Annotated in this window: 28 protein-coding genes, 2 tRNA genes and 1 riboswitch; of the genes, 15 read left to right on the forward strand and 15 right to left on the reverse strand. The window is 69.6% G+C overall.

Annotation, left to right across the window (positions count from 1 at the left end):
* The first annotated feature begins 92 nt into the window (after positions 1-92).
* The 5 genes from E6C64_RS17570 to E6C64_RS17590 all read left to right on the forward strand — a co-directional run bounded on the left by E6C64_RS17570 (position 93) and on the right by E6C64_RS17590 (position 4,556).
* Positions 93-1,253, forward strand: coding sequence for a type III polyketide synthase (locus E6C64_RS17570; protein WP_136428969.1), 1,161 nt, complete (start codon positions 93-95; stop codon positions 1,251-1,253).
* Positions 1,250-1,804: an isoprenylcysteine carboxyl methyltransferase family protein gene (locus E6C64_RS17575; RefSeq protein WP_136428970.1), complete on the forward strand. Its 555-nt coding sequence runs from the start codon at positions 1,250-1,252 to the stop codon at positions 1,802-1,804. Before E6C64_RS17570 ends, E6C64_RS17575 begins: the two co-directional genes overlap by 4 nt.
* 1 nt (position 1,805) lies before the next feature.
* Positions 1,806-2,834 (forward strand): NAD(P)/FAD-dependent oxidoreductase, encoded by a 1,029-nt coding sequence (locus tag E6C64_RS17580; RefSeq protein WP_136428971.1) that lies wholly within the window; start codon positions 1,806-1,808, stop codon positions 2,832-2,834.
* A gap of 207 nt (positions 2,835-3,041) precedes the next feature.
* Positions 3,042-4,295 (forward strand): DNA polymerase IV, encoded by a 1,254-nt coding sequence (locus tag E6C64_RS17585; RefSeq protein ID WP_269846391.1) that lies wholly within the window; start codon positions 3,042-3,044, stop codon positions 4,293-4,295.
* A gap of 54 nt (positions 4,296-4,349) precedes the next feature.
* A complete protein-coding gene (locus E6C64_RS17590) occupies positions 4,350-4,556 on the forward strand; it encodes a hypervirulence associated TUDOR domain-containing protein (protein WP_136428972.1) in 207 nt (68 codons plus the stop codon).
* 77 nt (positions 4,557-4,633) lie between these two features.
* Here the strand turns inward: E6C64_RS17590 and treZ are convergent, their stop codons facing one another.
* Genes treZ through glgX form a run of 3 tightly spaced genes read right to left on the reverse strand, consistent with a single transcriptional unit; the run spans position 4,634 to position 10,976 of the window.
* Positions 4,634-6,379 carry a malto-oligosyltrehalose trehalohydrolase gene (gene treZ / locus E6C64_RS17595; RefSeq protein ID WP_136429348.1) on the reverse strand — a complete coding sequence of 582 codons (1,746 nt, stop codon included), beginning with the start codon at positions 6,377-6,379 and terminating at the stop codon, positions 4,634-4,636.
* Positions 6,380-6,381: 2 nt separating this feature from the next.
* Positions 6,382-8,742 carry a malto-oligosyltrehalose synthase gene (gene treY, locus E6C64_RS17600; protein WP_136428973.1) on the reverse strand — a complete coding sequence of 787 codons (2,361 nt, stop codon included), beginning with the start codon at positions 8,740-8,742 and terminating at the stop codon, positions 6,382-6,384.
* Positions 8,742-10,976, reverse strand: a complete 2,235-nt coding sequence (gene glgX, locus E6C64_RS17605; protein WP_136428974.1) for a glycogen debranching protein GlgX — start codon at positions 10,974-10,976, stop codon at positions 8,742-8,744. The genes treY and glgX overlap by 1 nt, the downstream gene beginning before the upstream one ends.
* 237 nt (positions 10,977-11,213) lie before the next feature.
* Here glgX and E6C64_RS17610 point away from each other — a divergent pair, with 237 nt between their 5' ends.
* A complete protein-coding gene (locus E6C64_RS17610; protein ID WP_136428975.1) occupies positions 11,214-11,540 on the forward strand; it encodes a GerW family sporulation protein in 327 nt (108 codons plus the stop codon).
* 80 nt (positions 11,541-11,620) lie between these two features.
* Here E6C64_RS17610 and E6C64_RS17615 read toward each other — a convergent pair whose 3' ends face one another.
* Entirely contained in the window at positions 11,621-12,556 is a 936-nt protein-coding gene (locus tag E6C64_RS17615; protein ID WP_136428976.1) for a TIGR03560 family F420-dependent LLM class oxidoreductase, read from the reverse strand.
* Positions 12,557-12,619: 63 nt separating this feature from the next.
* Positions 12,620-12,731, forward strand: a riboswitch (TPP riboswitch).
* A gap of 31 nt (positions 12,732-12,762) precedes the next feature.
* Between E6C64_RS17615 and E6C64_RS17620 the strand changes: the two genes are divergently transcribed.
* From E6C64_RS17620 to E6C64_RS17635, 4 genes are all read left to right on the forward strand, one after another.
* Entirely contained in the window at positions 12,763-13,398 is a 636-nt protein-coding gene (locus E6C64_RS17620) for an ECF transporter S component (protein WP_136428977.1), read from the forward strand.
* Between the two features lie 87 nt (positions 13,399-13,485).
* Positions 13,486-14,874 carry an ABC transporter ATP-binding protein gene (locus E6C64_RS17625; protein ID WP_199241088.1) on the forward strand — a complete coding sequence of 463 codons (1,389 nt, stop codon included), beginning with the start codon at positions 13,486-13,488 and terminating at the stop codon, positions 14,872-14,874.
* The gene (locus E6C64_RS17630) at positions 14,871-15,656 is read left to right on the forward strand and encodes an energy-coupling factor transporter transmembrane component T family protein (protein WP_136428979.1); all 786 of its coding nucleotides are present in this window, start codon (positions 14,871-14,873) and stop codon (positions 15,654-15,656) included. Before E6C64_RS17625 ends, E6C64_RS17630 begins: the two co-directional genes overlap by 4 nt.
* The gene (locus tag E6C64_RS17635; protein WP_233255708.1) at positions 15,646-16,236 is read left to right on the forward strand and encodes a nucleoside/nucleotide kinase family protein; all 591 of its coding nucleotides are present in this window, start codon (positions 15,646-15,648) and stop codon (positions 16,234-16,236) included. The genes E6C64_RS17630 and E6C64_RS17635 overlap by 11 nt, the downstream gene beginning before the upstream one ends.
* Here E6C64_RS17635 and E6C64_RS17640 read toward each other — a convergent pair.
* Entirely contained in the window at positions 16,220-17,563 is a 1,344-nt protein-coding gene (locus E6C64_RS17640; RefSeq protein ID WP_158437918.1) for a D-alanyl-D-alanine carboxypeptidase family protein, read from the reverse strand. The genes E6C64_RS17635 and E6C64_RS17640 overlap by 17 nt on opposite strands.
* 190 nt (positions 17,564-17,753) lie before the next feature.
* Here E6C64_RS17640 and E6C64_RS17645 point away from each other — a divergent pair, with 190 nt between their 5' ends.
* Positions 17,754-18,029 (forward strand): hypothetical protein, encoded by a 276-nt coding sequence (locus E6C64_RS17645; RefSeq protein WP_136428981.1) that lies wholly within the window; start codon positions 17,754-17,756, stop codon positions 18,027-18,029.
* A 102-nt stretch (positions 18,030-18,131) separates the two neighbouring features.
* On the opposite strand, the gene E6C64_RS17650 is transcribed toward E6C64_RS17645, so the two are convergent.
* The 5 genes from E6C64_RS17650 to orn form a co-directional block, all read right to left on the reverse strand.
* On the reverse strand, positions 18,132-19,613 hold the full coding sequence (locus E6C64_RS17650; RefSeq protein ID WP_158437919.1) for a serine hydrolase domain-containing protein: 1,482 nt from the start codon (positions 19,611-19,613) through the stop codon (positions 18,132-18,134).
* A 10-nt stretch (positions 19,614-19,623) separates the two neighbouring features.
* Complete coding sequence (locus E6C64_RS19165) at positions 19,624-20,265, reverse strand: hypothetical protein (RefSeq protein WP_158437920.1); 642 nt, start codon at positions 20,263-20,265, stop codon at positions 19,624-19,626.
* A 47-nt stretch (positions 20,266-20,312) separates the two neighbouring features.
* Positions 20,313-20,663 carry a metallopeptidase family protein gene (locus E6C64_RS17660; protein ID WP_136428984.1) on the reverse strand — a complete coding sequence of 117 codons (351 nt, stop codon included), beginning with the start codon at positions 20,661-20,663 and terminating at the stop codon, positions 20,313-20,315.
* Between the two features lie 101 nt (positions 20,664-20,764).
* Positions 20,765-20,840 (reverse strand) — tRNA-His (locus tag E6C64_RS17665).
* A 60-nt stretch (positions 20,841-20,900) separates the two neighbouring features.
* A complete protein-coding gene (orn, locus tag E6C64_RS17670) occupies positions 20,901-21,521 on the reverse strand; it encodes an oligoribonuclease (protein ID WP_136428985.1) in 621 nt (206 codons plus the stop codon).
* 100 nt (positions 21,522-21,621) lie between these two features.
* Here orn and E6C64_RS17675 point away from each other — a divergent pair, with 100 nt between their 5' ends.
* On the forward strand, positions 21,622-21,837 hold the full coding sequence (locus tag E6C64_RS17675; protein WP_136428988.1) for an SCO4848 family membrane protein: 216 nt from the start codon (positions 21,622-21,624) through the stop codon (positions 21,835-21,837).
* A gap of 5 nt (positions 21,838-21,842) precedes the next feature.
* On the opposite strand, the gene E6C64_RS17680 is transcribed toward E6C64_RS17675, so the two are convergent.
* The 3 genes from E6C64_RS17680 to E6C64_RS17690 form a co-directional block, all read right to left on the reverse strand.
* Positions 21,843-22,649, reverse strand: a complete 807-nt coding sequence (locus tag E6C64_RS17680; RefSeq protein ID WP_136428990.1) for a ferritin-like domain-containing protein — start codon at positions 22,647-22,649, stop codon at positions 21,843-21,845.
* A gap of 25 nt (positions 22,650-22,674) precedes the next feature.
* The gene (locus E6C64_RS17685; protein ID WP_136428993.1) at positions 22,675-23,466 is read right to left on the reverse strand and encodes a hypothetical protein; all 792 of its coding nucleotides are present in this window, start codon (positions 23,464-23,466) and stop codon (positions 22,675-22,677) included.
* A gap of 64 nt (positions 23,467-23,530) precedes the next feature.
* Positions 23,531-23,998, reverse strand: coding sequence for an Imm61 family immunity protein (locus tag E6C64_RS17690; RefSeq protein WP_136428994.1), 468 nt, complete (start codon positions 23,996-23,998; stop codon positions 23,531-23,533).
* 178 nt (positions 23,999-24,176) lie between these two features.
* Between E6C64_RS17690 and E6C64_RS17695 the strand changes: the two genes are divergently transcribed.
* The 3 genes from E6C64_RS17695 to E6C64_RS17705 all read left to right on the forward strand — a co-directional run bounded on the left by E6C64_RS17695 (position 24,177) and on the right by E6C64_RS17705 (position 25,346).
* Positions 24,177-24,551 (forward strand): hypothetical protein, encoded by a 375-nt coding sequence (locus tag E6C64_RS17695; protein WP_136428996.1) that lies wholly within the window; start codon positions 24,177-24,179, stop codon positions 24,549-24,551.
* 135 nt (positions 24,552-24,686) lie between these two features.
* A tRNA-Arg gene (locus E6C64_RS17700) sits at positions 24,687-24,759 on the forward strand.
* Positions 24,760-24,926: 167 nt separating this feature from the next.
* Positions 24,927-25,346: a BLUF domain-containing protein gene (locus E6C64_RS17705; protein WP_158437921.1), complete on the forward strand. Its 420-nt coding sequence runs from the start codon at positions 24,927-24,929 to the stop codon at positions 25,344-25,346.
* 51 nt (positions 25,347-25,397) lie between these two features.
* On the opposite strand, the gene E6C64_RS17710 is transcribed toward E6C64_RS17705, so the two are convergent.
* Both E6C64_RS17710 and E6C64_RS19170 read right to left on the reverse strand, forming a co-directional pair.
* On the reverse strand, positions 25,398-26,270 hold the full coding sequence (locus E6C64_RS17710) for a DNA-3-methyladenine glycosylase family protein (RefSeq protein ID WP_136429000.1): 873 nt from the start codon (positions 26,268-26,270) through the stop codon (positions 25,398-25,400).
* 56 nt (positions 26,271-26,326) lie between these two features.
* Positions 26,327-26,479 (reverse strand): hypothetical protein, encoded by a 153-nt coding sequence (locus E6C64_RS19170; RefSeq protein WP_158437922.1) that lies wholly within the window; start codon positions 26,477-26,479, stop codon positions 26,327-26,329.
* Positions 26,480-26,553: the final 74 nt, after the last annotated feature.

Raw genomic sequence — 26,553 nt, forward strand, 5'->3', positions numbered from 1 at the left:
GCCCGTCTCCTGCCTCCATTGTGCCGCGCACGCTGTGCACGAATCGGGGGCGCGGTCATGGGGCGTTCAGAGGGCGGTGCTAGCTTTCGGCAATGAGTCGGATCGCCGCAGTCGCCGCAGTCCTTCCTGAGCATTCCTACGCTCAGTCGGAGATCACCGAGATGATCGCGCCCATGATCACGAGCGACGGATCGAAGCAGGCCGTGCTGCGCCGGATGCACGCCGGCAGCCGGGTCGATCGCCGCCATCTGGTGATGCCGCTCGACGAGTATCGGGCCGGACTGAGCTTCACCGAGAGCAACGATCGGTTCATCGGTGCCGCGACCGATCTCGCCGAGGTGGCGGTGCGCGACGCACTCGAGCGCTCCGGCCTGCAGGCATCCGACGTGGACATGATCATGTTCACCTCGGTCACCGGCATCTCCGCCCCGTCCATCGATGCGCTGCTCGTGCCACGGATCGGCCTGCGGTCCGATATCAAGCGGGTGCCGATGTTCGGCCTCGGCTGCGTCGGGGGTGCGGCGGGCATCGCACGCCTGCACGACTACCTCCTCGGGCACCCCGACGACGTCGCGGTGCTGCTGTCGATCGAGCTGTGCTCGCTGACCGTGCAGCGCGACGACGACTCCATGGCCAACCTCGTCGCGAGCGGGCTGTTCGGCGACGGCGGCGCGGCCGTGGTCATGGTGGGCGCGCGGAGAGCGGAGCAGCTGGGGCTCACGGGTCCCGACGTGGTCGACGTGCGCAGCCGGCTGTACCCCGACAGCGGCCACATCCTCGGCTTCAATCCCGGATCGACCGGCTTCCGGATCGTGCTCACGGGCGGGATCGCGGATGTGGTCGACGAGCACTTCGGCGCGGACGTCGACGGATTCCTCTCGGACAACGGACTGAGCATCCCCGACATCGACCGGTGGATCGCCCACCCGGGCGGTCCTCGCGTGCTCGAGGCCTTCTCGCATTCTCTCGGGCTCGCCGACGATGCGCTGGCCCTCAGCTGGCGATCGATGGCCGCGGTGGGCAACCTGTCCTCGTCGTCGGTCCTGCACGTTCTGGCCGATGCGCTGGCGATCGACGGCCCCGACGGCAAGGCTCCCGGTGCCGGGACCGCCATGCTGTTCGCGCTCGGCCCCGGCCTCAGCGCCGAGATGGTGCTGCTGCGCTGGCCCTCCGAGGATCGCGGCATCGACAGCGGCGTCGACAGCGGTGTCGGCGACGTCGTCGACGGTGGCCGGAAGGCTGTGGCGGCATGAGCTCCGACCAGCTCGGCGTGCTGCTCTACGCCGTCCTGCTGCTGGCGACTGGCATCGAACGCCTCGCCGAACTGGTCATCTCCACCCGCAACGCGCGGTGGGCCTTCGCCCGCGGAGGTGTGGAATTCGGCCGCGAGCACTTCCCCTGGATGGTGGCACTGCACACAGGCCTGCTCGTCGCCTGCTTCGTCGAGGTGGTGGTCGCCGACCGGCCGTTCCTGCCGTGGCTCGGCTGGGCGGCGCTCGCCGCGACACTCGCGTCGCAGGCGCTGCGCTATTGGTGCATCAACGCCCTGGGACGACAGTGGAACACCCGCGTCATCGTCGTTCCCGGCGCCGGCCTCGTCACCGGCGGGCCGTACCGCTTCCTGCGGCACCCGAACTACGTCGTGGTGGTGCTCGAAGGGATCGCGCTTCCGCTCGTGCACACCGCCTGGATCACCGCGATCGGGTTCACCGTGCTCAACGCCATCCTGCTGATGCGGTACCGGATCCCGGTCGAGGAGCGAGCCCTCGCACTCGTCGCCGAGCCGGCCAGATCGAGCGGCTGAGATGAGCGTGCGGCGGTTCGACGTCCTCGTCGCCGGCGGGGGACCCGTCGGCCTCTCCGCCGCGATCCGAGCCCGACTCTCCGGACTGACCGTCGCCCTCGTCGAACCTCGTTCCGGGCCGATCGACAAGGCGTGCGGAGAGGGTCTGATGCCCGGCGCCATCGATGCGCTGGCCGCGATCGGAGTGTCGCCGCCGGGCATGCCGATCGCCGGCTTCCGCTACACCGACGGTCGTCGCACTGTCTCGCATCGGCTGACGCGTGCGCCGGGCCGCGGCGTGCGCCGACTGGCCCTCTCCGAGCTGCTCGAGGCTCGAGCCGATGAGGTCGGAGTCGAGCGGCTGGTCGGGCGGGTCGAAGACATCGAGCAGGACGACCGCACCGTCCACGCTGCAGGACTGGAGGCCCGCTGGATGCTCGCCTGCGACGGCCTGCACTCGGGCATCCGTCGCACCCTGGGGCTCGCTCGTCCGAGCACGGCTCCTCGGCGCTTCGGCATCCGTCAGCACTTCGCCGTCGCGCCATGGACCGATCTCGTCGAGGTGCACTGGAGCGCCGGGATCGAGGCGTACGTCACCCCCGTCGCTCCTGACGTGGTCGGCATCGGCATCCTCGGACCGCCGCGCACCGACTTCCGCGCGGCCATCGAGTCCCTGCCGGAGCTCGCCGGCCGGCTCGACGGCGCGGCGCCCGCATCGAGCGTCCGGGGTGCGGGGCCGCTTCGGCAGCGCACGTCGGCACGATCTGCAGGTCGAGTGCTGCTGGTCGGCGACGCCTCCGGCTACGTCGACGCGCTGACGGGGGAGGGGATGCGGGTCGGACTCGCGCAGGCCGAGGCGGCGGTCGACGCCGTGCTCGCCGACAGTGCCGAAGGCTACGGCCGCGAATGGGCTCATCGCTCCCGCGACTTCCGGGTGATCACCGGGCTCATGGTCGCAGCGGCCACCTCGCCCCTGCGCGGGGCGATCGTCCCGACGGCTTCCGCCCTCCCCGCCGCCTTCGGGGCGGTCATCGAGCGCCTCGCCCGCTGACCACGGCCAGCCCGCCCCACGGATCCGGAGACGCTGCACGGATCAGGGGATGTTGCACGGATCCGGAGATCCTGGTCCGCCGGGGGCATGTGCGGGCGGTGAACCGTGCTGGACGGGGGCAATCTCCTGATCCGTGCAGCTGTGTGTCCTCCTCGCGATTGGAAGCCGACGGATGTCGGAGGCGCAGGGGAAGATGGAGGGGTGAGTGTGAAGGGCGGTCAGGGCGAGCGCCAGTCCACGGGCGATTCCGTCGACAGCGACGACGCCACCATCCTGCACATCGACATGGATGCCTTCTTCGCCAGCGTCGAGCTCCTCGACCACCCCGAGCTGCGCGGCAAGCCGGTCATCGTTGGAGGAGCATCCGGCCGCGGCGTGGTCACCTCCGCCACGTACGAGGCACGTGCCTACGGCGTCAGGTCGGCGATGTCGATGGGCCGCGCCATGCAGCTCTGCCCGAAGGCGGTCATCCTGCCTCCGCATGGCGCCAAGTACAGCGAGTACTCGCGCCGGGTGATGAGCATCTTCCGTGACGTGACGCCGCTCGTGCAGCCGCTCAGCATCGACGAGGCGTTCCTCGACGTCGCCGGCGCCCGCCGCCTGCTCGGCAGCCCGCTGGTGATCGCGCGGAGCATCCGCGCGCGCGTGCTCTCCGAGACGGGTCTGACCTGCTCGATCGGCGCAGCCTCCACCAAGTTCGTCGCCAAGCTCGCCTCGACGAGATCCAAGCCCGACGGGCTGCTCGTCATCCCCAAGGCCCGCACGCTCGACTTCCTGCATCCGCTGCCCGTCGACGCGCTGTGGGGAGTGGGCAAGGTGAGCGCCGAGAACCTGCACCGGCACGGCCTCCACACCGTGCGCGACCTGGCGAACACCCCGCCCGACACCCTTCGGAAGTGGCTGGGGAATGCCGCGGGCTCCCATCTGCATGAGCTCTCGTGGGGGCGCGACCCTCGACACGTCGACACCCGGCACATCGAGAAGAGCGTCGGCCACGAGAACACCTTCAGTCACGACACGGCTGATCGCGACACCCTGCGCAGGGAGCTGCTCGACCAGTCGGAGCGGGTCGCCGTCCGCCTGCGTCGGGGCGGCTGGGAGTCGCGCACGATCTCCATCAAGCTCCGCTACTCCGACTTCACCACCATCACCCGAGCCCGCACGATCGCCGAGCCCACCGACGTCGCGCGTCGGATCTACGAGACGACGACCGCGCTGCTCGACGAGCAGGAGCTCGGCGACAAGCGCATCCGACTGATCGGTGTGCGCGCCGAGCAGCTCGTGCACGCGGGGGAGCGGGACAGCCTCTCGCTCTGGGACGAGGCCGACAACGACGGCTGGCGCGACGCAGAGCAGGTCATGGATGCGGCGACCGAGCGCTTCGGACGGGGCGCCATCCTCCCGGCTCGACTGCTCGGTCGAAGAGACAGGTTGTACGACACCAAAGCGCCCGAAGCCTGACGATCCCAAGGAACGCGTCAGAGAGCTTGCAGGCTCGCGCCCTACCGTGGGGGCATGGTCGCAGTGGGAGACAGGGTCAGCTGGAACACCTCGCAGGGACGCACCCAGGGCAAGGTCGTCGAGCGGAAGACGTCGGACTTCGAGTTCGACGGCCAGAAGTTCACCGCCTCGAAGGACGAGCCCGCGTTCATCGTCGAGAGCGAGAAGACGGGCGCGAAGGCCGCCCATAAGGGCAGCGCGCTCAACACCCTCAAGTCCTAGGCTTCGGGCCTCGCTCTCGATTCCTTCGCACGAGTCCTAGGCTTCGGGCCCGCCGCTATGCGATCCCGCCGACGGGGTCAGTGTCCGTGGGTGTCGACGATGGCCGAGGTGCGCGCCGGAAGGCTGAGGTGCGCGTCGAGCGCGACACCCGATCCCGTGGTGAGCAGCAGGGTGCCGGCGAGCTCCAGGTCGAGGGGCGCATCTCCGAGGTTGAGCGCGATGACGAGGTGACCCCGGCCCAGCACCAGCCACCGGGCGTCGGCGTCGTACTCCACGGTGACCTGTCCGAAGCGCGGATCGGTCAGCTCGGGCCGGGCGCGACGCAGGGTGATGAGCTCGCGGTAGAGCGCCAGCAGGCGGCCGTGCTGCCCGCCGTCTCCGGTCGCTGACTCGGGGTACGGCTCCGACCAGTCGAGCTTGGAGTTCGCGAAGGTCTGCGGATCCTGGGGATCGGGCACGACCGACGGGTCCCAGCCCATCTTGGCGAACTCGGCGATCCGGCCCTTCGCGGTCGCTTCGCCCAGATCCTTCTCGGGGTGCGAGGTGAAGAACTGCCAGGGGGTGGTCGCTCCCCACTCCTCGCCCATGAACAGCATCGGCGTGAACGGCGAGGTGAGCGTGAGGACCGCGGCCAGCGCGAGGCCGTTCTCATCGAGGGTGGCGGAGAGCCGATCGCCGATCGCGCGATTGCCGATCTGGTCGTGGTCCTGAGAGAAGACGACGAGCCGCCAGGTCGGCGTGGTCTCGCGTTCGATCGCCCGGCCGTGCACCCGCCCGCGGAAGGTCGACAGACTGCGCGCGTGGAAGAAGCCGCGCTCCAGCACCGTGGCGAGTGCCTCGATGGACTCGAAGTCCTCGTAATAGCCCGTGGTCTCTCCGGTGAGGGCGACGTGGACCGAGTGGTGGAAGTCGTCGCTCCACTGAGCCGTGATCCCGAAGCCGTGGGCCTCGCGCGGGCGGATCATCCGCGGATCATTCAGGTCGGACTCCGCGATGAGCGAGAGCGGCCGGCCGAGATGAGCGGACAGCGCGTCGACCTCCTCCGAGAGCTCCTCGAGGATGTGCACCGCACGGTGATCCTCCAGGGCGTGCACGGCATCGAGTCGCAGGCCGTCGACGTGGTAGTCGCGCAGCCACATCAGGGCGTTGTCGATGACGTAGTGCCGCACCTCGTCGGAGTCCTCGCCGTCGAGGTTGAGCGACGAACCCCAGGTGTTCGCTGCGGCTTCATGCAGGTAGGGGCCGAACTGCGGCAGATAGTTGCCGCTCGGGCCGAGGTGGTTGTAGACGACGTCCTGGATGACCGCGAGCCCGCGTTGGTGGCACGCGTCGACGAACCGCTGATAGGCCGCGGGGCCGCCGTAGGTCTCCTGCACGGTGTACCAGAGCACTCCGTCGTAGCCCCAGTTGTGCGTGCCGTTGAAGCCGTTGACCGGCAGCACCTCGACGAAGTCGATGCCGAGCTCGACGAGGTGATCGAGGCGCTCGATGGCGGAGTCGAGCGTGCCTTCGAGGGTGAAGGTGCCGATGTGCAGCTCGTAGATCGTGCCGCCGGCGAGCTGGCGTCCCGTCCAGGCCTCATCGCCCCATCCGTGATCCGCCGCGCTGAAGATTCTGCTGAGTCCGTGCACGCCGTCGGGCTGGCGGCGCGACCTCGGGTCGGGCACCGGGGTGGTGGCGTCGTCGATGAGGTAGCCGTAGTCGGTCCCCGCGGCATCGGCGGGCGCGGTCCACCAGCCTCCGCCCGCGAACGTCATGGGCAGCGTCTGCCCGTCGAGGGAGAGCGCGACGAACTTCGCCTTGGGAGCCCAGACATCGAACATGGTCACGGCTTGCCGCCTTCTTCAATGAGCAGCGCCACCGGGTAGGTGGACAGCAGCTCGCTCAGCTTCAGTTCGCCGCCCGGGAAGGTGCGGCCGGTCAGGACATCGAGGACCGGGGCGGATCCGACGTCGAGGGTGGTGTCGCCCCATCCGCCTGCGGCCTCGAGGCCGATCGGCAGACGGGTGGCGACGGTGATCGCGCCGCCGCGGTCGAAGGCGAGCACGTGCTCGCGGGCGGGACCCGCCGCGGTGAGCGCCTGGTACGACTCGAACAGCTCGGGGCGATCCCGGCGCAGGCGCAGCGCGCGGGCTGTGACGAGGAGCTTGGCGGCGCCGGTCTCATCGATCGGGGGGAGCCAGCCGCCGTCGATCCGGGTCAGCAGCGCGCGACGCTCGTCGAAGTCGACCGGGCGTCGGTTGTCGGGGTCGACGAGGGAGGTCTCCCACAGCTCGCTGCCCTGGTAGACGTCGGGAACGCCGGGCGCGGTGAGCTGGATCAGCTTGAGGGCGAGCGAGTTCGACCAGCCGGGCTGGGCGACGCGAGTGACGAGCTCGCCGATCTTGGCGGACACTGCCGCATCGTCGAAGACCGAGTCGATGAGCGCACTCATCCTCGTCTCGAAGGCCTCGTCCGGCTCGGTGTAGCTGGTCGAATCGCCGGCTTCACGGGCAGCCTTCTCGGCGTAGTCGTGCAGCCGCTCGCGGGACGCCGGCCACGATCCGACGACCGCCTGCCAGAGCAGGTTCTCGAGGGGCCCGTCGCCGAGCGGCGCGAGCTCACGGAGCTCGGAGACCGCGGTGCGCCATTCGTCCGGAATCTCGGCGAGCACGCTGATCCGCGCGCGGGTGTCCTCGCTGCGCTTCGTGTCGTGCGTCGTGAGCGTGGTCATCGTCGTCGGCCAGGTCTCGTGACGAGTCGACTGGCGAGTGTGGAAGCGATCGGCCGAGATGCCGAATTCAGCCGGATCGGCACCCACCTCGGTGAGCGAGGTCAACCGCGTGTAGCGGTAGAAGGCCTGGTCCTCAACACCTTTCGCCATTACCATGCCGGAGGTCTGCTGGAAGCGACGGGCGGCCGGGTGCTCGGGATCGGACAGGATCGGCAGCACCGCGTCGAGCGCGGCGGCGAGGTCGGGTCGATGCTTCCGGGCGAGCTCGGCGGCCTCGTCGAGGTGCTCGATGCCGAGCGGCAGGTAGGAGCGGTAGACCGGGAAGCAGGCGAGCAGCTCGGCGATGGCGTCGGCGATCGCCTCGTCTGCGACCTCGTCCGTTGCGGCCTCGGCGATCCGGTCGAGCCGGAGCACCTCGGAGTGCAGGATGCCGTCGGCGACGGCGCGCTTCGTGCCGTGGATCATCTCGAGCCAGTCGGGCGTGGGCTCACCGCGAAGCTCGGAGTCGACGGCGGTCAGCCCCGCCTCGCCCGCCGGGTCGACGAGGATCCGGTCGAAGTCGGCGAGGGCGTCGTAGCCGGTCGTGCCGGCGGTCTTCCACTGCGGAAGCTGCTCGTCGCCCTCGAGGATCTTCTCGACGAGCACGTAGGCGTCCCCGGTCGCTTCGGCCAGCTGCTCGAGGTAGCCGGCCGGGTCGATGAGGCCGTCGGGGTGGTCGATGCGCAGGCCGTCGGCCAGGCCCTCGCGGATCCAGCGCAGGATCTCGGCGTGCGACTCCGCGAACACCTCGGGCACCTCGACGCGGATGCCGGCGAGAGTGTTGACGGCGAAGAAGCGCCGGTAGTTGAGGTCGTAGTCGGCGCGGGGCCAGTGCACGAGCTCGTAGCTCTGCCGGGCGTGCACCGCGACGGGATCATCGCCCGGCTGAGCCGTGCCCGGCGCGACCGGGTAGCGGTGGTCGTAGTAGCGCAGCTCGAGCTGGCCCGTGGAGCCGGCCGCATCGTCTGCCGGAACCAGCTTCAGCTCGGACAGATCGTCGGGGGAGCCGAGGTCGGGCAGGCGGAGCTTGCCGTCGGCGACATCCCAATCGATGTCGAACGCCTGCGCGTACTTCGACTCGCGGCCGTGCTTCAGCACGTCCCACCACCACGCGGTGGCGGCGGGGGTGGCGACGCCCACGTGGTTCGGGACGATGTCGATGAGCACGCCCATGTCGTGGCTGCGCGCCGCAGCCGACGCGGCATCGAGTCCGGCGGAGCCGCCGCGATCCGGGTCGACCTGCGAGTGGTCGACGACGTCGTAGCCGTGATCCGATCCGCTCTCCGCCTTGAGCAGCGGGGAGAGGTAGACCCAGTCGACACCCAGATCGTGCAGGTAGTCGGTGATCGCGGCCGCATCCTGCAGGGTGAAGGTCGAGCGGATCTGCAGTCGGTAGGTCGAGATCGGGGCGCGCTTCGCCGGCTCGTGAGCCATCAGCGGACCCGAGGGGCCGAGGCCGCGGTGGGGCTCGCGCTGCTCGTGGTGGTGGAGCTGCTGGTCACGTTGGAGCTGCTCAGCACGGCCAGCGACGCGGCGACCGAGTGATCGGGCTCGGGCTGGTCGTCCTGGTGGGCGCGCAGCACGAGGAGCGAGGTGGGCTCGACGACGATGGTCTCGCCCGAGACCTTCGGCTCGCTGTCCGCGGTCTTGCCTGCCGTGTCGATGACGATGTCCCAGCTCCGGTGGTCGCCCTGCTTGGGGATCGTGAAGTCGACATCTCCGTCGTGCGCGTTGAAGATCACGAGGAAGTCGACGTCGGTCATGGTCTCGCCACGCGAGTCGCGCTGACGGATGCCGTTGCCGTTGAGGAACATGCCGACCGACTTGCCGAAGCCCGAATCCCAGTCCTTCGGCGCCATCTGGTTGCCGTCGGTCTTGAACCAGACGATGTCGGGCAGCGGGGCGTTCTCCTCGTCCTCGACCGGGCGTCCATTGAAGAAGCGGCTGCGTCGGAAGGTCGGATGATCCTTGCGCAGGCGCGAGACGGCGGCGGTGAACTCGATGAGGGGCTCGTCGGCGCGATCCCAGTGCACCCAGCTGATCTCGCTGTCCTGCGCGTAGGTGTTGTTGTTGCCGCCCTGGCTGCGACCCAGCTCGTCGCCGTGCAGGATCATCGGGATGCCCTGAGAGAGCAGCAGGGTGGCGAGGAAGTTGCGCTGCTGGCGCGCGCGGAGCGTGAGGATCGCCGGGTCGTCGGTCGGACCCTCGGCGCCGAAGTTCTTCGAGCGGTTGTGCGATTCGCCGTCGTTGTTGTCCTCGCCGTTGGCGTCGTTGTGCTTCTCGTTGTACGAGACGAGGTCGGCGATGGTGAACCCGTCGTGCGCCGTCACGAAGTTGATCGAGGCGACCGGGCGGCGTCCGGAGTTCTCGTAGAGGTCGGCCGAGCCGGTGATCCGGGAGGCGAACTCGCCGAGGGTGGAGGGCTCGCCGCGCCAGAAGTCGCGCACGGTGTCGCGGTACTTGCCGTTCCACTCGGTCCACTGCGGGGGGAAGTTGCCGACCTGGTAGCCGCCGGGGCCGACGTCCCACGGCTCGGCGATGAGCTTCACCTGCGACACGATCGGGTCCTGCTGCACGAGCTCGAAGAAGGTCGAGAGCCGATCGACGTCGTAGAACTCGCGGGCGAGGGTGGAGGCGAGGTCGAAGCGGAAGCCGTCGACGTGCATCTCGGTCACCCAGTAGCGCAGCGAGTCCATGATCAGCTGCAGCGAGTGCGGGTGGCGCACGTTGAGGGTGTTCCCCGTGCCGGTGTAGTCCATGTAGTACTGCTGGTCGTCCTCGACGAGCCGGTAGTACGCGGCGTTGTCGATGCCCTTGAAGCTCAGCGTGGGGCCGAGGTGGTTGCCCTCAGCGGTGTGGTTGTAGACCACGTCGAGGATGACCTCGATGCCGGCGGCGTGGAAGGTGCGCACCATGCTCTTGAACTCCTGCACCTGCTGCCCGAGCACACCGGTGGCGGAGTACTCGTTGTGCGGCGCGAAGAAACCGATGGTGTTGTAGCCCCAGTAGTTGCGCAGGCCCTTGTCGAGCAGGGTCGCGTCCTGGACGAACTGGTGCACCGGCATCAGCTCGATGGCGGTGATGCCGAGCTTCTGCAGGTGCTCGATGATCGCCGGGTGGGTGAGCGCGAGGTAGCTGCCGCGCTCCTCCTCGGGGATGTCGGGGTGCAGCTCGGTGAGGCCCTTGACGTGCGCCTCGTAGATGACCGTCTCGGAGTACGGGGTCTTGGGTGCGCGATCGCCGGCCCAGTCGAAGAACGGGTTGATGACGACGGACAGCATCACGTGGCCGGCCGAGTCGTCGTCGTTCTCGGACTCCGGGTCGCCGAAGTTGTAGGAGAAGAGGGACGGATCCCAGTCGTAGTCGCCCGCCGTCGCCTTCGCGTACGGGTCGAGCAGCACCTTGTTGGGGTTGGACCGAAGACCCCGGGCGGGATCGTAGCTGCCGTGCACGCGGTAGCCGTAGCGCTGGCCGGGCTGGACCTGCGGCAGGTAGCAGTGCCATACGTAGGCGTCGACGTCCTCGAGCTCGACGCGGGTCTCGGTGCCGTCCTCCTCGAACAGGCAGAGCTCGATCCGATCAGCGCTCTCGCTGAAGATCGCGAAATTGGTGCCGCTGCCGTCGAAGGTCGCTCCGAGCGGATAGGGGGCTCCTGGCCAAACCTGCATGAGTCCTCCAAAGGGGTCAGAACTGTCCAAACCTACTGGAGGGGTGCCTGCCAAAGGGCTGGTGGTGAGGACGGCTCGAGTGCCTGCAGGATTGACCACCGGCCCACTCTCCGCAATCCGACTGCGGAAGAGGGAGGGGTTGAAGCCGGATCACCGGTCGGCTATGGCGGGCCTTCGGGGCGCCGAGTCTCAGCCGATGCCCTGTCTGCGAGAGATGCCGCGGAGTAGGTTCGCCGTATGGCACACCTGGCATCCGAGCTCGCCGACAAGGTCAGCTCACTCGGCATCAAGTCCGTGTACGGAGATCCGATCGAGGTCGGCGGCAAGACCGTCGTCCCGGTCGCGGCGATGTGGTTCGGCTTCGGCGCCGGATCGGAGGAGGGCGACGACGCCGCGGGCGGCGGCGGGGGCGGGGGAGTGACCATCCCCGTCGGCGCCTACGTGGAGGAGGCCGGGTTCGTCCGCTTCCAGCCGAACGTCGTGGCGCTCCTGTGGGTCGGCATCCCGTTCGTCTGGGTCGCCGGCAAGGCGATCGCGAGGATCTTCAAGGCCCTCAAGCACTGATCTGGTCCTACGTTCCGGCGCCATGTGCACGAAGTTCCGAGCACATGACGCCGGTCTCGTGCACATGGCGGGCGGCGCCCCTACTTGAAGGGCGCGGTGATCTCCGCGATGAGGGCCAGGTGGTCGGCGTCGAAGAGGTCGAACAGCTGGAGGTAGACGCGATCCGCGCCCAGCTCCCGGAGCCGGCCGAGGCGGTCGACGACCTCGTCCACCGTGCCGCCGAGGTTCTGCGAGCGCAGCTGCGCCGGGTCGGCGCCGTTGCGCTTCGCCCGTGCCACGAACTCGGCTTCCGTCCGGCCGACCGCGATGGGCTGCGCCACCGAGTAGCGCAGGTCGGACGGGTCGCGCTGGATCGCCGATGCCGCGGAGCGGACGCGGTCGAAGGCCGCTGAGACGCCCGCATCGTCGACGAAGCCAATGTTGAACTCCGTCGCGTAGCGCGCCGCCAGCTCGGGCGTGCGCTTCGCGCCGTTGCCGCCCACGATCAGCGGGATGCGTGCCTGGGTCGGCTTGGGCAGCGCGGACGAGCGGGTCAGCGTGTAGTGGCTGCCCGCGAAGTCGAAGGTCGAGCCGATGGGCGTCGACCACAGGCTGGTGACGATCTGCAGCTGCTCGTCGAGCATCCCGAAGCGCTTCTCCGGGAACGGGATGCCGTACTGGGCGTGCTCCTCGGCGAACCAGCCCGTTCCGAGCCCGAGCTCCGCGCGCCCGCCGGACATCTGATCGACCTGGGCGACCTGGATCGCGAGCACGCCGGGATAGCGATAGGTCACCGACGAGACGAGCGTGCCGAGCCGCAGGGTCGTCGTGTCTCGGGCGAGGCCCGCGAGGGTGGTCCAGGCATCCGTCGGTCCGGGCGTGCCGCCGGGGCCGCCGGTCCAGATGCCGTCCATCGCCAGGTAGTGGTCGCTTCGGAACCAGCCGTCGAAGCCGAGTGCCTCGGCCGCGAGGGCGCTGGCGAGCAGCTCGTCGTAGGTGTAGCCCTGCTGGGGCTCGGTGAAGATGCAGAATTCCACGTCGCCAGACTAGGGCGGCGACCTGACGCCTCCGTCGACGAGATGTGCCGTTCGGGGCTACCATCGAGGAAACACGGGAGTCCGGTGAGCCGGGCTGAGAGGAAGCTGATCCAAGCTTCGACCGTCGAACCTGATCTGGATAATGCCAGCGCAGGGAGGCAGCTCAATCCCGTGCCCTACTTTTCGATTCGAAAGGGGCACGTTCAGTGACCACACGCACCGCACCGTCCACCTCATCCGCCGTCACGCCGTCCTGGGCGGAGCGCTCCCGCTGGCGGGTCGTCGACATCGTCGTCGCCAGCGTCATCGGCGTCGCATCCGGGCTCGTCTTCCTGGCCTGGAACGTCGCATACAACCCCCTGAGCACCCCCGTCTCCGCCCTGCTGCCGGGCCTGCAGGCGCTGCTCGGCGGCGGCTGGCTGTTCGCCGGGGTGCTCACCGCCCTCGTCGTGCGCAAGCCGGGCGCGGCACTGTACGGCGAGCTCGTCGCCGCGGCGGTCTCCGCGCTCGTCGGCAACCAGTGGGGCCCGTGGACGCTCGAATCCGGGCTGGTCCAGGGCCTCGCGGCCGAGATCGTCTTCGCCCTCTTCCTCTACACGAGCTGGCGTCTCGGCACCGCGGTGCTCGCGGGAGCGGCGTCGGGGCTTGCCCTCGCCATCAACGACCTGGTGCTCTGGTACCCGGGATCGGACGTCGCCTTCTCCGTCATCTACGGCGTCAGCGCCGTCATCTCGGGGGCCGTTCTCGCGGGGGTGCTGTCCTGGCTCGCCGTGCGCGGCCTCGCGCGGACGGGAGCGCTCAGCCGCTTCGCCTCCGGTCGCGAGATCGCCGGCGAGGTCTAGATCCCCGCGCGGATCGCGCCGGGGCGTCCGACCACCGTCACGGCGCGGGGATGGGGCTGGCGTCACGCCGGCCGCCGCGCGTGGGCGGTGGAGGGGCTCGACCTGCGGATCGACGCAGGCGAACGCGTCCTGCTGCTCGGCGCATCGGGAGCCGGCAAGTCCACCCTGCTGCAGGGCCTCGCCGGCCTGCTCGGAGGTTCGGATGAAGGCGACCAGCGCGGCGAGCTGACCCTCGATGGCGTCTCGGCGGCCGGGCTCCGCGGACGGGCCGGGCTGCTGCTGCAGGACCCGGACGCGCAGATCGTGCTCGCGCGGGTCGGCGACGACGTGGCCTTCGGACCCGAGAACCTCGGGGTGGCTCGCGAGGAGATCTGGCCGCTGGTGGTCGAGGCACTGGACGCCGTCGGACTCGATCTGCCTCTCGACCATTCCACCTCCGCGCTGTCGGGCGGACAGAAGCAGCGGCTCGCGCTCGCCGGGATCATCGCCATGCGTCCGGGACTCGTGCTCCTCGACGAGCCGACCGCCAACCTCGATCCCGACGGCGTCCGCGAGGTCGTCGATGCGATCGAGCGGATGCTGGCGCGCACGGGCGCGACGCTCGTGGTCGTCGAGCATCGCGTGGCGACCTGGTTGCCGATCGTGGATCGCGTGGTGGTGCTCGCCGCCGGCGGGGGAGTCCTGGCGGACGGCGCACCCGCCGACGTGCTCGGTTCGGCAGCGGACTCGCTCGTCGAGGCGGGGGTCTGGGTGCCGGGACGCGCCACGAGGTTCACCCCGCTCCGGTCTCGGAGCGACCTCGAGGTGATGCGGGCCATCGACCTGGCCGTCGGCCGCGGCACTCGAATCGTGCAGTCCGGCATCGATCTGCGACTGGCGGCGGGATCCGCGCTCTGCATCACCGGACCGAACGGAGCCGGCAAATCCACGGCGGCGCTCGCGCTCGGGGGTCTGCTTCCGCCCCTCGGCGGGGAGGTGCAGGTCGGCGAGGCGCTCGCGGCGCGCGGCGAGCGCCGCCCCATCCGCTGGAGCTCGCGCGAGCTCATCACCCGGATCGGCTCCGTCTTCCAGGATCCCGAGCACCAGTTCGTGGCCCCGACGGTTCGCGCCGAGCTCGCGATCGGCCCGACAGCCGCGGGACTCGGAGCGCGGGACGTCGACGCGCGGATCGATCCCCTCCTGGACGCCCTCCGCCTGCGCGCGATCGAGCGCGCCAACCCCTTCACGCTCTCGGGAGGCGAGAAGCGTCGGCTGTCGGTCGCCACCGCTCTCGCCGCTGGCCCGTCGGTGCTCATCCTCGACGAGCCGACCTTCGGCCAGGACGCACGGACCTGGGCCGAGCTGGTGCGTCTCCTCCGCGGTCTCCAGGAGCAGGGCACCGCGCTGATCGCCGTCACCCACGACCAGGACTTCGTCGACGCGGTCGCCACCGACCGGCTCGAGCTGCATCCTCTTCCCGTGGAGTCCGTGGCATGACCTCGTCGACCGCGCTGCTCGCCCCCGCACGCTTGCGACCGGTGAATCCGCTGGCGAAGCTCGGCGCCGCCGTGCTCGTCTCCGGGCCGTTGATCCTCACCATCGACTGGGTGTCGGCGGCGGTGGCGCTCGTGCTCGTGCTTGCCGTGGTGCCGTTCATGGGCGTCGGATGGCGGCGGTTCTGGATCCGCACCCTGCCGGTGTGGGTCGCCGCGCCGCTCGCCGGCATCTCGGTGCTGCTCTACGGGCGCACCGAGGGCACGGTCTACGTCGAATGGCTCCTCGTGAGGGTCAGCGACGGCTCCATCGCGCTGGCAGTCGCCACTCTGCTGCGCGTCTTGGCGATCGGAGTTCCCGCGGTCGTGCTGTTCATCAGCATCGACCCGACCGATCTCGCCGACGGTCTGGCCCAGCGGCTCCGGCTTCCCGCCCGCTTCGTGCTGGGTGCACTGGCGGGTCTCCGACTCGTCGGACTGTTCCTCGAGGACTGGCGTTCGCTGGAACTGGCACGCCGCGCGCGCGGGATCGCCGATCGCGGCCGGGTCCGCCGCTTCGCGGGGATGGCGTTCTCGCTGCTCGTGCTGTCGATCCGTCGGGGAAGCAAGCTCGCCGTCGGCATGGAGGCGCGCGCGTTCGGCGGCTCCGAGCGGCGCACCTGGGCGCGGGCCTCCCCGTTCGGCGGCCGCGAGTTCGCGCTGCTCGCCGTCGGTGCGGCCATCTCGACCATCGCGGTCACCGCCGCGGTCCTCACGGGGGAATGGAACTTCATCGGTGCCCGCTGAGCCGGATCCGTCCGATCCCCTGAGCCTCCGTCGACCGCACCTGTCGGATCAGGTCGGTGCGATCGTCGAGATCCTCGAGCGGTCGGCTCCGTCCGGCAGCCGGGCCGTCGTGCTGATCGACGGGCGATCCGGATCGGGCAAGTCGACCCTCGCGACGCTGCTCGCCCCCCGGCTCGGCGCGGAGCTCGTCCGCCTCGACGACGTCTATCCGGGGTGGAGCGGGCTCGCGGAGGCGAGCCGGATGGTCGTCGATGACATCCTGCTCGGCGGCCAGTGGACGGGATGGGACTGGACGAATGACCGGCCCGCCGATCGGCACATCGTCGACCTCTCGGCGCCGCTGATCATCGACGGCTGCGGAAGCATCTCGAGGCGGAGCTCGGGCCTCGTCACCTCGAGCATCTGGGTCGAACTCGACGCGGCCTCGCGCCGGCGCAACGCGCTGCTGCGCGACGGCGCCGCCTTCGAGCCGTTCTGGGACATGTGGGCGCTGCAGGAGGAGGAGCTGATCCGGCGCGAGGATCCGCGGCACCGCGCCCAGGTGGTCGTCAGGGGATCGGACTTCAGCCTGATCCGCTGATCGAGCCGATCATGGCCGGGATGACCACGCCGGGCGAGCTGAGCCGCCAGAGCGGCCCGGGATCGGTGATGGCTCGATCGAGGACGAGAGTGACGACCTGGTCGGAGGCCGTGTCGGCGCTGCCGCCGTCGGCACCCGAGTCGGCGCCACTGGCCGTGCTTTCGGGGTCGGTCGTGGCGGGGCCCGAAATGGTGAACGTGCCGACCCGAGTGCCCTTCGACGCGGTCGCGACAGGATCGAGCACGACGACGGGTGCTGCGTCGGGGCTGGACGAGAAGCCCAGGACGGAGATGCCGTCCCGTGCGACGGCGTTCGCCGTGGAGCCCCATGGAGTGGAGTAGGTGCCGACGACTGCGCCCTTGGCGAGGAGGACGTGCTCGCCGATGGCGCCCGGCAGGCTGGCGACCAGGGCGGTGAAGTCGGCATCCAGGTCGTCGTAGGAGGGCTCGCCGACGATGGCGCCATAGACGGTCACCTGCTGGGAGGCCGCGTCGCCCTCCGCGCTCGTGCTCGCGTCGACGGTGACCGGCACAGCGAAGAGCAGGCAGACTCCCGCCTCGTCGGTGTAGCTGCGCGAGATGCCGATGACGCCGCTCGCCGCCTGGTAGCTGATGGTGTTGTCGAACACGCCGCCCCGCGTGGTGACGACCTGGCCCGTGGTGACGGTCTCGGCGATGAACGGGTCGGCCATCGCGAGCGCCGAGATCTGCGCGAGGTCGGATCCAGAGGCGACGCTCTGATCCGACAGGCCCGTCGGATCGACGACGACCACGCTGGCGAGGCCGTTCTCGGCGAGCCAGGCCTGGGCGGCTGTCAGGTAGTTGTCCAAGGATCCGAACGCCCATCGCGCGACCATCTCTGCGTGGTTGTTGCTCGACGCGATGAGCATGGCCTGGAGAGCCTCGCGCTCGCTCCAGCTGTCGCCCGTCACGACGCGGATCGCTCGGGTGCCCTGCGCCTGGAACTTCGCGTAGGAGGCGTAGTCGTCGGCCGTGACCGGAATGGCCGGCCCGGCGCGTCCGGGCTGCAGGGGCGCCTGATCGAGCACGACGAGCGCAGTGATCACCTTCGCTATGGCCGCCATGGGCAGCGCGTCGGAGGAGCCTCCCGCGAGAGGGACCTCATCCGCGCTCAGCGTGACACCGCTCGACCCCGCTGCAGGGAGCACAGGCGGGGTGGTGGAGGCGGACTCCGATGCGAGCTGCGCCGTCTTGCCCGTAGTGGAGGGCAGCGGGGCGAGGAGCGCGACCGGACCGTAGACGGCCAGGGCGACGACGACGACCGCGATGATCACCGCGACCACGCGATTGCGTTCCCGACCAGCCATGCGGCCAGGGTAGCTGCGCTCGGCGACGCCGGCGTCCGGCGCACCGCACCCGTCGAGACGGGCGGTCCGCTGATGCGGTCGCGATCGGGTTTGCGTTCGCTCGTCCCGGTCGCTCGTCGCGTTCGCGGTCGCACGGGATGGACGGATCACAGCGAGGCGAGCCATCAGGGGCGCGCGGTAACGTTGCGGCATGAGTGATGCACAGTCCCCGTCGAACATCCGCTACCTCGCCGAATTCGTCGACGGCCCGCTCGCCGGACGCAGCGAGACCCGCGTCATGGTCGACGACACCTACGACACCCAGCTCAGCAGCATCTCGCTCGTCGATGGCATCGAGGCCATCTTCTGGTACAACGCGGGTGAGACCCGCGAGATCGAGGGCGAGCTGCACGTCAGCTACACCTTCGATGCCCGCGACAGCGACCCCACCCAGAGCGGCGACGCCGACGAGTCGCTCCGCCTCTAGCCTGCGCCCCGAGCCGAGTTCACCCGAGCGGACTTCGGGCTGTCAGAGCGATCTCGACCGCTCGAACGGCCCGAAGTCCGCTCTCGTGTCGGCCTCCCGAGGTCAGCGCGGCGCCTGCAGGCCGAATATCCCCGCGTCGTCCGGTGCGACGAGCAGCGGCTCGGTGAGCCAGCGCGCGACCGCTCGGCGCGACTCGCGTCGCAGGCTCAGCGTGATCCGGTGCGGCGTCTCGAGGAACGAGATGTCGATCCTCAGGAGCTCGTCGTCGACCCAGCCGCCGGTCACGGCCACCGGCGGCAGCCCGTCCACCGCCTCGATGGTCGTCCAGCCGGTGCCGAGGACGGGGACGCGAAGCGTCTTCCCCGCGACGTCGGTCAGCTCGATCCGCCACGCGCCGTCGTCTTCCGCCACGGAGGCCGTGCGCAGCCGCGCGTCCTCGGCACCCGTCAGGTAGAACGACCCGGCCCAGCCGTCGGCCTCGGCCGGTGCGGCGGCTCCCTCGAGGGATGGAAGGGCCAGCGCCCCCAGGCGGGTCTCGAGCGTCGCGTCGTCCGCGTCCGAGGTGGGGGCGTCGACCGCGGGAAGCAGATGCTCCCAGGCGGCCTCGAGCATGGCTCGCATGGCGTAGGTCCCGGCCGTCACCGCCAGGACGACGTCCTGCTCGGGCAGGATCACGCAGAACTGGCCGGAGGCGCCGTCGCCCCGGTAGCCGTGCCTCGCCTGCCAGACCTGGAATCCATAGCCCTGTTCCCAGTCGTCGCTCTCGTCCGCACCGGTCGATACCCGGCGCTGTCGGACCTCCGCAGCCCAGCCGACGGGGAGCACCTGCTCTCCCTCCCATACCCCGTCCTGAAGATGCAGCAGGCCGAGCTTGGCGATCGCCTCGGTCGTCACGTGCAGACCCGCGAAGCCGACCTGGCGGCCGGCGGGGTACTCCCGCCAGACGGCCGCCCCGATGCCGAGGGGATCGAACATCCTCGGTCGCAGGTAGTCGGTCAGCGTCTGGCCCGAGGCGCGCTGGATGATGGCCGCGATCGTGTACGTGCAGGGCTGGCTGTAGGCGAACACGCTGCCCGGTTCCTCGTCGGGCTCGTGCAGCAGGAAGCCGCGCACCGGCTCGAGGGGGTCGGTCTCGAGCGCGGGTGCGTACATGTCCTCCCGGTGCCCAGCGGCCATCGCGGCGAGATCTCGGATCCGGATCGCTCGGCTCCGAGGGGTCGTGATCTCGTCGGCGAACTCGGGGAAATGCGAGATCACCGTGTCGTCGAGGCCGACGAGACCCTCGTCGACGGCGAATCCGAGAGCGCTCACCGTGAAGGTCTTGCTCACGGAGTACACGTGGTGAAGCCGGCTCGGGGTGAACGGTGCCCACCAGCCCTGGGCGATGACCCGCCCGTGTCGGAGCAGCATGAGGCTGTGCGGCTCGATGTCCGGGTGCGCCTCGAGGGCATCGAGAAAGGCCCCGATCCCGCGTGCGGCGACCGATTCCGCGGTCCGCGTGGAGCTCGGGAGAGCCGTGCTCGGCGGGGCATCAGTCTCGGCGCCGGGGGAGGAGGACGGGGAGTCGGGGCCGGTCGTGGTCACCCTGTGCACGCTACTCGCGTCCGGCGAGCGCGGGATCGCGGGCGAGGTCTCGAGGCAGCCGCACGCCCCAGGTGCGCAGCTCGATGGCCGCGAGACGCGCGATGTCGGCGGAATCGGCCATGCGCCATGCGTTGGCCGGCCGGGGGGACGCCGTCCGCAGGTCTGCGGCGGGGGCGGCGACCAGTGCCCGCAGGGCGAGCACATCCAGCCCATCGTCGAGGCGGAGGATGGCGCGGGCTCTGGCCGAGCCGATCGCGAAGATGATCCGCGCGCGCAGCCAGTACCAGAGCAGGAATCCGATCGGGATGAGGGTGACGAGCAGGCCGGCGACCGCCGCGGCGGTGTGCACGGCCGACTGCTGCTGCGCACCGGCATCCGCAAGGGAGGCTCCTGCGCTGGCTGCGGCATCGAACGGCGAGCGGATGCCGCCGCCGATGAGCGGCACCCCGCCGAGCTGGTCGCCCGCGTCGCTGAGGGCGCCGTCGAAGTCGGATCCGGTGCTCTGCATCTGCTCGCCGAGCCCGGCAAGCCCGTCGATGGCGGAGCGGACCGCCGCCCCGGCGACGATGGCGAGCACGATCGCGATCACGGCGAGCAGGTCGATCACGACCTGAAGGGTGCGCCGGGCGGGGAAGTCCGAGTAGAGGCTCATGCACTCAGCATGCCCCCGCGGGAGGGCTCGCAGTTCCGCCCGGCGGGTCAGTCCCAACCGAGTTCGTGCAGCCGCTCGTCGTCGATCCCGTAGAAGTGCGCGATCTCGTGCACGAGGGTGATGTGGATCTCGTCGCGGAGCTGATCCTCGCCGTCGCAGATGGCGAGCAGCGGCTCGCGGAACAGCACGATCCGGTCGGGCATCTCTCCGAATCCGTAGCGGTCGCGCTCGGTGAGCGCGGTGCCGTCGTAGAAGCCGAGCGTGTCGAGCGTGCCGTCCTCCGGGCGGTCCTCGACCACGAAGACGACGTTCTCGAGGCCGTCGACCATGTCGTCCGGCAACGCGTCCAGCTCGGAGACGACGAGCGCCTCGAACGCTTCAGCATCGAGGTCGATCATCCATGCCTCCGATGCGGACGGGATAAGCCGGCGATGCGGCCGTGGATACAGCGAAGGCGAGGTGCCTCGGACCTGCCGAGTACCTCGCCTTCGCGAAGAAGTGGGGTGAACGACGGGACTCGAACCCGCGACATCCGGCACCACAAGCCAGCGCTCTACCAACTGAGCTACGCCCACCACGGCCCGTCGGAACGGGCATCGTCCGCGGCGGAACCGCGAAGCAACTCGGAGAGTCTATTACAGCCGGGCGGCGAACTCATCGACCACGGCGGCGGACACCGCCTGCACCTGCTCGGTGGTCGGACCGGGAGGCTGCACGAAGGCGGCCTTGCGGTAGTAGTCGAGCTCGCGGATGCTCTCGATGATGTCGGCGAGGGCACGGTGGCCGCCGGCCTTCGCGGGAGCGTTGAAGTAGATGCGGGGGAACCAGCGGCGAGCGAGCTCCTTGATCGAGGACACGTCGACGCTGCGGTAGTGGAGGTACGTGTCGACCCGAGGCATGTACTTGGCGAGGAAGGACCGGTCCGTGCCGATGGTGTTGCCGGCGAGCGGCGCCGATCCGGCAGTGGGCACGAAGCGCTGGATGTACTCGAGGACCTGGAACTCGGCGTCGGCGAGGCTGATGCCGCGGGGGATCTCGTTGATCAGCCCCGACTCGGTGTGCATGTTGGTGACCACCTCGTTCATGTTGTCGAGGGCGGCCTGGTCGGCCTTGATCACGAGGCTCAGCCCGGCATCCTGGAGCATGAGCTCGTAGTCGGTGACGATCACCGCGACCTCGACGAGCTCGTCGACCGCGAGGTCGAGCCCTGTCATCTCGCAGTCGATCCAGACGAGTCGTTCGCTTCCGTTTGCCACCCGGCAACTCTACTGGCGCCCCCGGACACGCCGGATCTGCCGCCCGCTCAGCCCACCGGGCGGTGGCGCAGCGCCCAGCCGCCACGGATATCGTCGGAACGTGTCAACGCTCCTCGCCGTCCTGCTGCTCGTCAACGCCGTCTGGAACGTCGTGGTGTGGCCGCCCTTCCTCCGGAGGGTGGCGCGCGACCCGCGGGCCCGCGACCAGAGGGGACGCGCGACCGCATTCCTCCGCGTGCACGTGATCCTGGTCAGCGTCTCGCTGTTGATCGCACTCGTCTCGGCGATCGCGGCGATCGCCAGCTTCGTGGCCTGAAGCTGTCAGGCGGCGAGACCGACTCCCACGCCGTGCGCGCGCATGGCGTCCTCGACGATGGTGAGGCCCTGCAGACCGGGGAGCTTCGCGACGTGGGTGTCGATCTTCTGGATCTCGACGATTCCGCTGTCGCTGCCGAAGAGGTGCTTCATGACGTGGGTGACCTCGTCGTCGGCCATGATGCCGGAGCCGACGGGACGCCATGCCTTGCTGAGAGCGAGACGGGCGAGGATCTGCGCCTTCTTGCTGACAGCGAGGCGCTCGCGGGCCTGGCTCGCGTAGAAGGCCACGTGGCGCGCCTCCTGCTTGGCGATGCGACGGAGCAGCTCGGCGAGCACGGGGTGCTTCTCGAGGTCGGCGAGCCGGTTGTAGGCGGCGATGGCCGACCACTCGTTGACCGCTCCCCAGATCATGTGCACCGCGACGAAGTCCTTGCCCACGATGTTGCCCATGAGCGACTGCTTGACCGGGTCGAGCCGGTCCTTCCAGCCCAGGCGGATGCGCTTGGCCTTGAGCTCGTCGAAGTCGACGCTCACGCCGTGGGCGCCGAGCACATCGGCGAGCGCCTCGCCGTGCCAGAACTCCTCGCGGTTCCACATCGTCATGAACGCGGAGACGTCGTCGTCGCGGTGCGACGGGGTCACGAGCATGTCCCGCAGGTAGCAGACGGTGTGGTACTCCACGTCGCACATGTAGCGGAGGCTCCGCAGGGTGTGCTCGGGCAGCGGGTTGTCGGCGAACTCCTCGAAGGCGAGGTCGCGCCAATTGACCGACTCCGACGTGGAGGTGTACTTGGTGATGTCGAATGCCATGGTGTCCTGACTGGTCGTCTCGGGCTCAGTGCCCGGGGCGGAGGCGGGTCCCGGCGAGGCCGGGAAGAGTGCGGATGCGTGCAAGGGTCTCGGTGGCGCGGCGCTGCACGATCGTGTCGAGCGCGCGCCGGTCGTCCGCGCTGAGCGCAGAGGAGCTGATCGGCACCGTCGCCACTCGGAAGCGCGCGCGGGTCAGAGAGCGAGAGCGCAGGGATCGACTGAGTCGATCGCGTGCCTGCACCTCGAAGAACTCCGCATGGCGGGCGCGGACGTGCGCGATCCGGGCGAAGACCGCGTCGAGTGTGGGGTTCGCTGCGTCGCTGGCGACGGTCTCGTAGGTCGCGCCCATCGCCCAGTCGTCGGCGATGCCGAGCGCCATGTGCACGGCGACGATGTCCGATCCGATCGCGCCGGTGAACAGTGAGGTGCCGATGGGGCGGATGCGGTCGAAGACGGCTCCTCCGCCTCGGCGCGAGCTCTCACCGAGGGGCTCGATGGCGTGCGCCTCCAGGACGGCCCGCAGAGCGTCGGCCATCCAGAACTTCTCGAACGCCCAGGTGATGAGGAACGCGGTGACCCGCGCATCCTTGTGTGTGGGCGTGACGAGCACGTTGCGCAGATGATGCATCGTTGAGCGTTCGACGCGCTCGAGGCTTCGGATTGCCCGCAGCGTGCTGGGCGTCAGCGGCTGGGCAGCGAACCCGTCGAGATCGAGATCATCGCGGTGGCTGCCGATGGCTGTTCTCGTGTAGCCGCGCACGTCGAATGACGCGCCGGGCACGAGCAGAAGCTCGTCGTCCTGACTGGATCGAGGCAACGCGGATCCCCTCCTCCGGGTGGACGTTGGCCATAGCCTACGATCTCCCGACAGGGTAGGGGCTTTACGCCGCTTCGAAAAGCGGGTGTCCCGATGGCGCGAGGAAGCTCGACTCGATGGTTTCGACGGGGGCGCGGGAGATCCGGCTGAAGTTGGTGGCCCGTCCGCGGGATCTCGGGGCCACCGGGAACTCCGCCGATCCGAGCAGCCAGGTCAGCCACAGCGCGGTGGGGGCTTCTTCGATCACGTAGCCGGGAGGCAGCCCATCGCTGATGAGCCGGGGCAGGCTGCGATGGGCTCGGATGATGGCGCCGAGCTCCATGACGAGGAATCGCTGGGCGTCCTCCAGGCTCTCGAACACGCCGAGAGCGACGCGATCCTGGCCGGCCCGGGCCGCCTCGACCGGGAACAGGTCGTGGTGCGCGGCGATGGCGAAGGCGACGTGCGCATCGGCGACGTGCAGCAGATCATCGGCGTTCCGGGTGACGGGCTCGAGCCCGCCCCTCTCCGCCCAAGCGATGAGGTCCTCCATGCATGAATCGTACGGACGGGTGGGGCGGCCGCGGCTCCGGATCGCCCAGCGTTAACCAGAAGGAAACACAGCATGGCGATCGGACGAGGAGGAGCGACGCTTGCGCCTCGTCTGCGATTGCGGGCTTGCGGATGATTTCGAGCTAGTTAGACTAACTAGCGACCCGAAAGGAGTTCTCGTGACCGTCTCTGGACTTCCGCTTCTCCGCACCAGCCCGTATCGCCGTCAGATCTCCTCCATCGACACTCCGCTCGTCTCCTGGGAGCACCACGGGCGCATGTGGCTCGGCAGCATCCACGGGCAGATCGCCGGCACGGTCACCCGGCAGGGACTCATGTTCCGCGCGGTCGACTGGGTGGGTGAGGTCGCCGGCACCTTCCTCTCCCTCGGTGCCGCCCAGCGGGCACTCGAACCAGGCCGTATCGCCGAACGACGCGACTCCGTGTACGACACTTCGACCCGTCGTGAGGCTGCTCTCGCCGCCATCGTCGGATCGTCCGTGGTGACCGTCGGTCTCGCGGCCGGTGTGCTCCTGGTGCGCCTGCCTCTCTGACCCCTCGTCTGAAGACGGTCGAGTCGAGAGTCGGCGCGACGGCTCGATGGATGCACTCGGTGACTCCGACCCCGCTGCTGGCCGGGGAGCGCTGGGCGGGCGTGGTCGGGCGCTCGCGCGTAGACTTCCGGGCGCGCCTCCGTAGCTCAGGGGATAGAGCAGCGGCCTTCTAATCCGCTTGTCGTTGGTTCGAATCCAACCGGGGGCACCCATCTGACCAGGGATTCAACCTGATCGCCTCGGCCGACTCCCTCTGTTCCGCCTCCGAATCGCCCGTGAGAAGGCGGCCGTCCTTCCATGTGCCCCTCCCGTGCCAGGGGGAGGCGGCACACTGGGGCCACGCTCAGTCGAAGACTGTGTCCCGAAAGGATGATCGTGCTCTCCTCTGTGTATGTCAGCACCGCCACCGTGCCGTTCTCCGACGAGGACCTTGTCGAGTTGCTGTCCGACGCACGTGCCACCAATGCAGAGCTGGGGGTGACCGGTCTCCTGCTCCACCACGACGGCCAGTTCATGCAGGCGCTCGAGGGTCCAGAGCCTGCCGTCCGATCGCTGCTCAAGACGATCGCGGACGATCCTCGCCACAAGAGCGTCTGGGTCCTGTGGGAGTCGCCGATCGAAGACCGCACATTCGGGGACTGGTCGATGGGCTTCCGCTCGGTGAGCGACGAGTCACTGCGAGACATCCCCGGCTTCGCGGACTTCTTCGAAGACGGCAACGCGGCGGATCGCGCCTGGGCCACACCGACCCGTGCGACCTGGTTGCTGAACTGGTTCCGCGACAACACCCTGTAGGCCTGCGCTCATGAGCGCTGCCCGCTGCGTGCCGTTGTCCGTAATCGCGGGTCAGCCGAGGGACGGGGCGACGCTCGTCCACAGATGCAGCAGGGCGTATGCGCGCACGGGTCGCCACGGCTCGGACAGCGCCTCGGCGGTCTTCGCGTCGACGTTGCCCAGAGCCTTGCGCAGCACCAGGTCGCCGCTCGGGAACGCGTCCCGATCGGCGAGCACGCGGACGGCGAGGTAATCCGCGGTCCACGGACCGACCCCGGGGATGGCGAGCAGCAGGCGGCGGGCCACGGTCGGATCGCTGGCCGGCGAGATCGACAGGCCGTCGGCGAATGCCCGGGCGACATGCAGCAGGGTGGAGGCGCGGCTGCGGGTAATGCCGATGGCTGCCCTGAGCTCCTCGTGGTCGAGCTCGGCGACGAGTGCTGCCGGAGGGAATGTGCGCAGACCCGATCCATGCTCTCCGCCGAAGCGCGCGACGAGTCGGCCGCTGAACGTTCGGGCGGCGGCGAGCGAGACCTGCTGGCCGAGCACCGTGGTGAGAGCGGCCTCCCATCCGTTGGGATGGCCGATCACGCGCAGCCCCGGGCGCGCAGCGATGAGCGGACCGATACGCGGGTCCTCGGCGAAACGGATCCCGAGTGCCGCGGGATCCATGTCGAGGTCGAAGAGATGGCGGATGGCCGGAACGAGAGTCCGAGCCGTCTCCAGGCCCGCCTCGACGGTCGCCACCATCCGCTCCGAGTCGAAACGCATGCTGGCGGCGACAGGACCGCCGACCGAGGGGAACAGGCGACGGTAGGACGCGGAATCGACGTCGACCACCTCAGCGCCCTGGATGGCGTGCGCCTCCAGCAGACGGAGGGCGGCGCGCACGTCGTAGGGGCCGAGGAATCGGAGTTCGAGCTCGGTGCTCGCGGAAGAGCTCACGCCTCATCCTGGCCGATGCGCTCGGGAGAGCCGTGGGAGGGGCGGGTTCGGTATCGCTACTGCGAGACGATGAACGAGGCGAGCTGCGCCGACGGGCTGAAGCTGGCGCCGGCACCCGTCGACCACGCGGCCAGCATCACTGCGATGACGGCCACGACCACGTACAGGCCGGTGCGAGATCGTCGGCGGTTGCGGGTTCTGGCGTTCACGATGCTTCAGTCCTCTGCTCAGTCCGCTGATGCGGGTCTGAGATGGTTCGGCGCAGACGAATGCCTGGTTGGTC

It is taken from the genome of Naasia lichenicola (assembly GCF_004801885.1).
GTDB lineage: Bacteria > Actinomycetota > Actinomycetes > Actinomycetales > Microbacteriaceae > Naasia > Naasia lichenicola.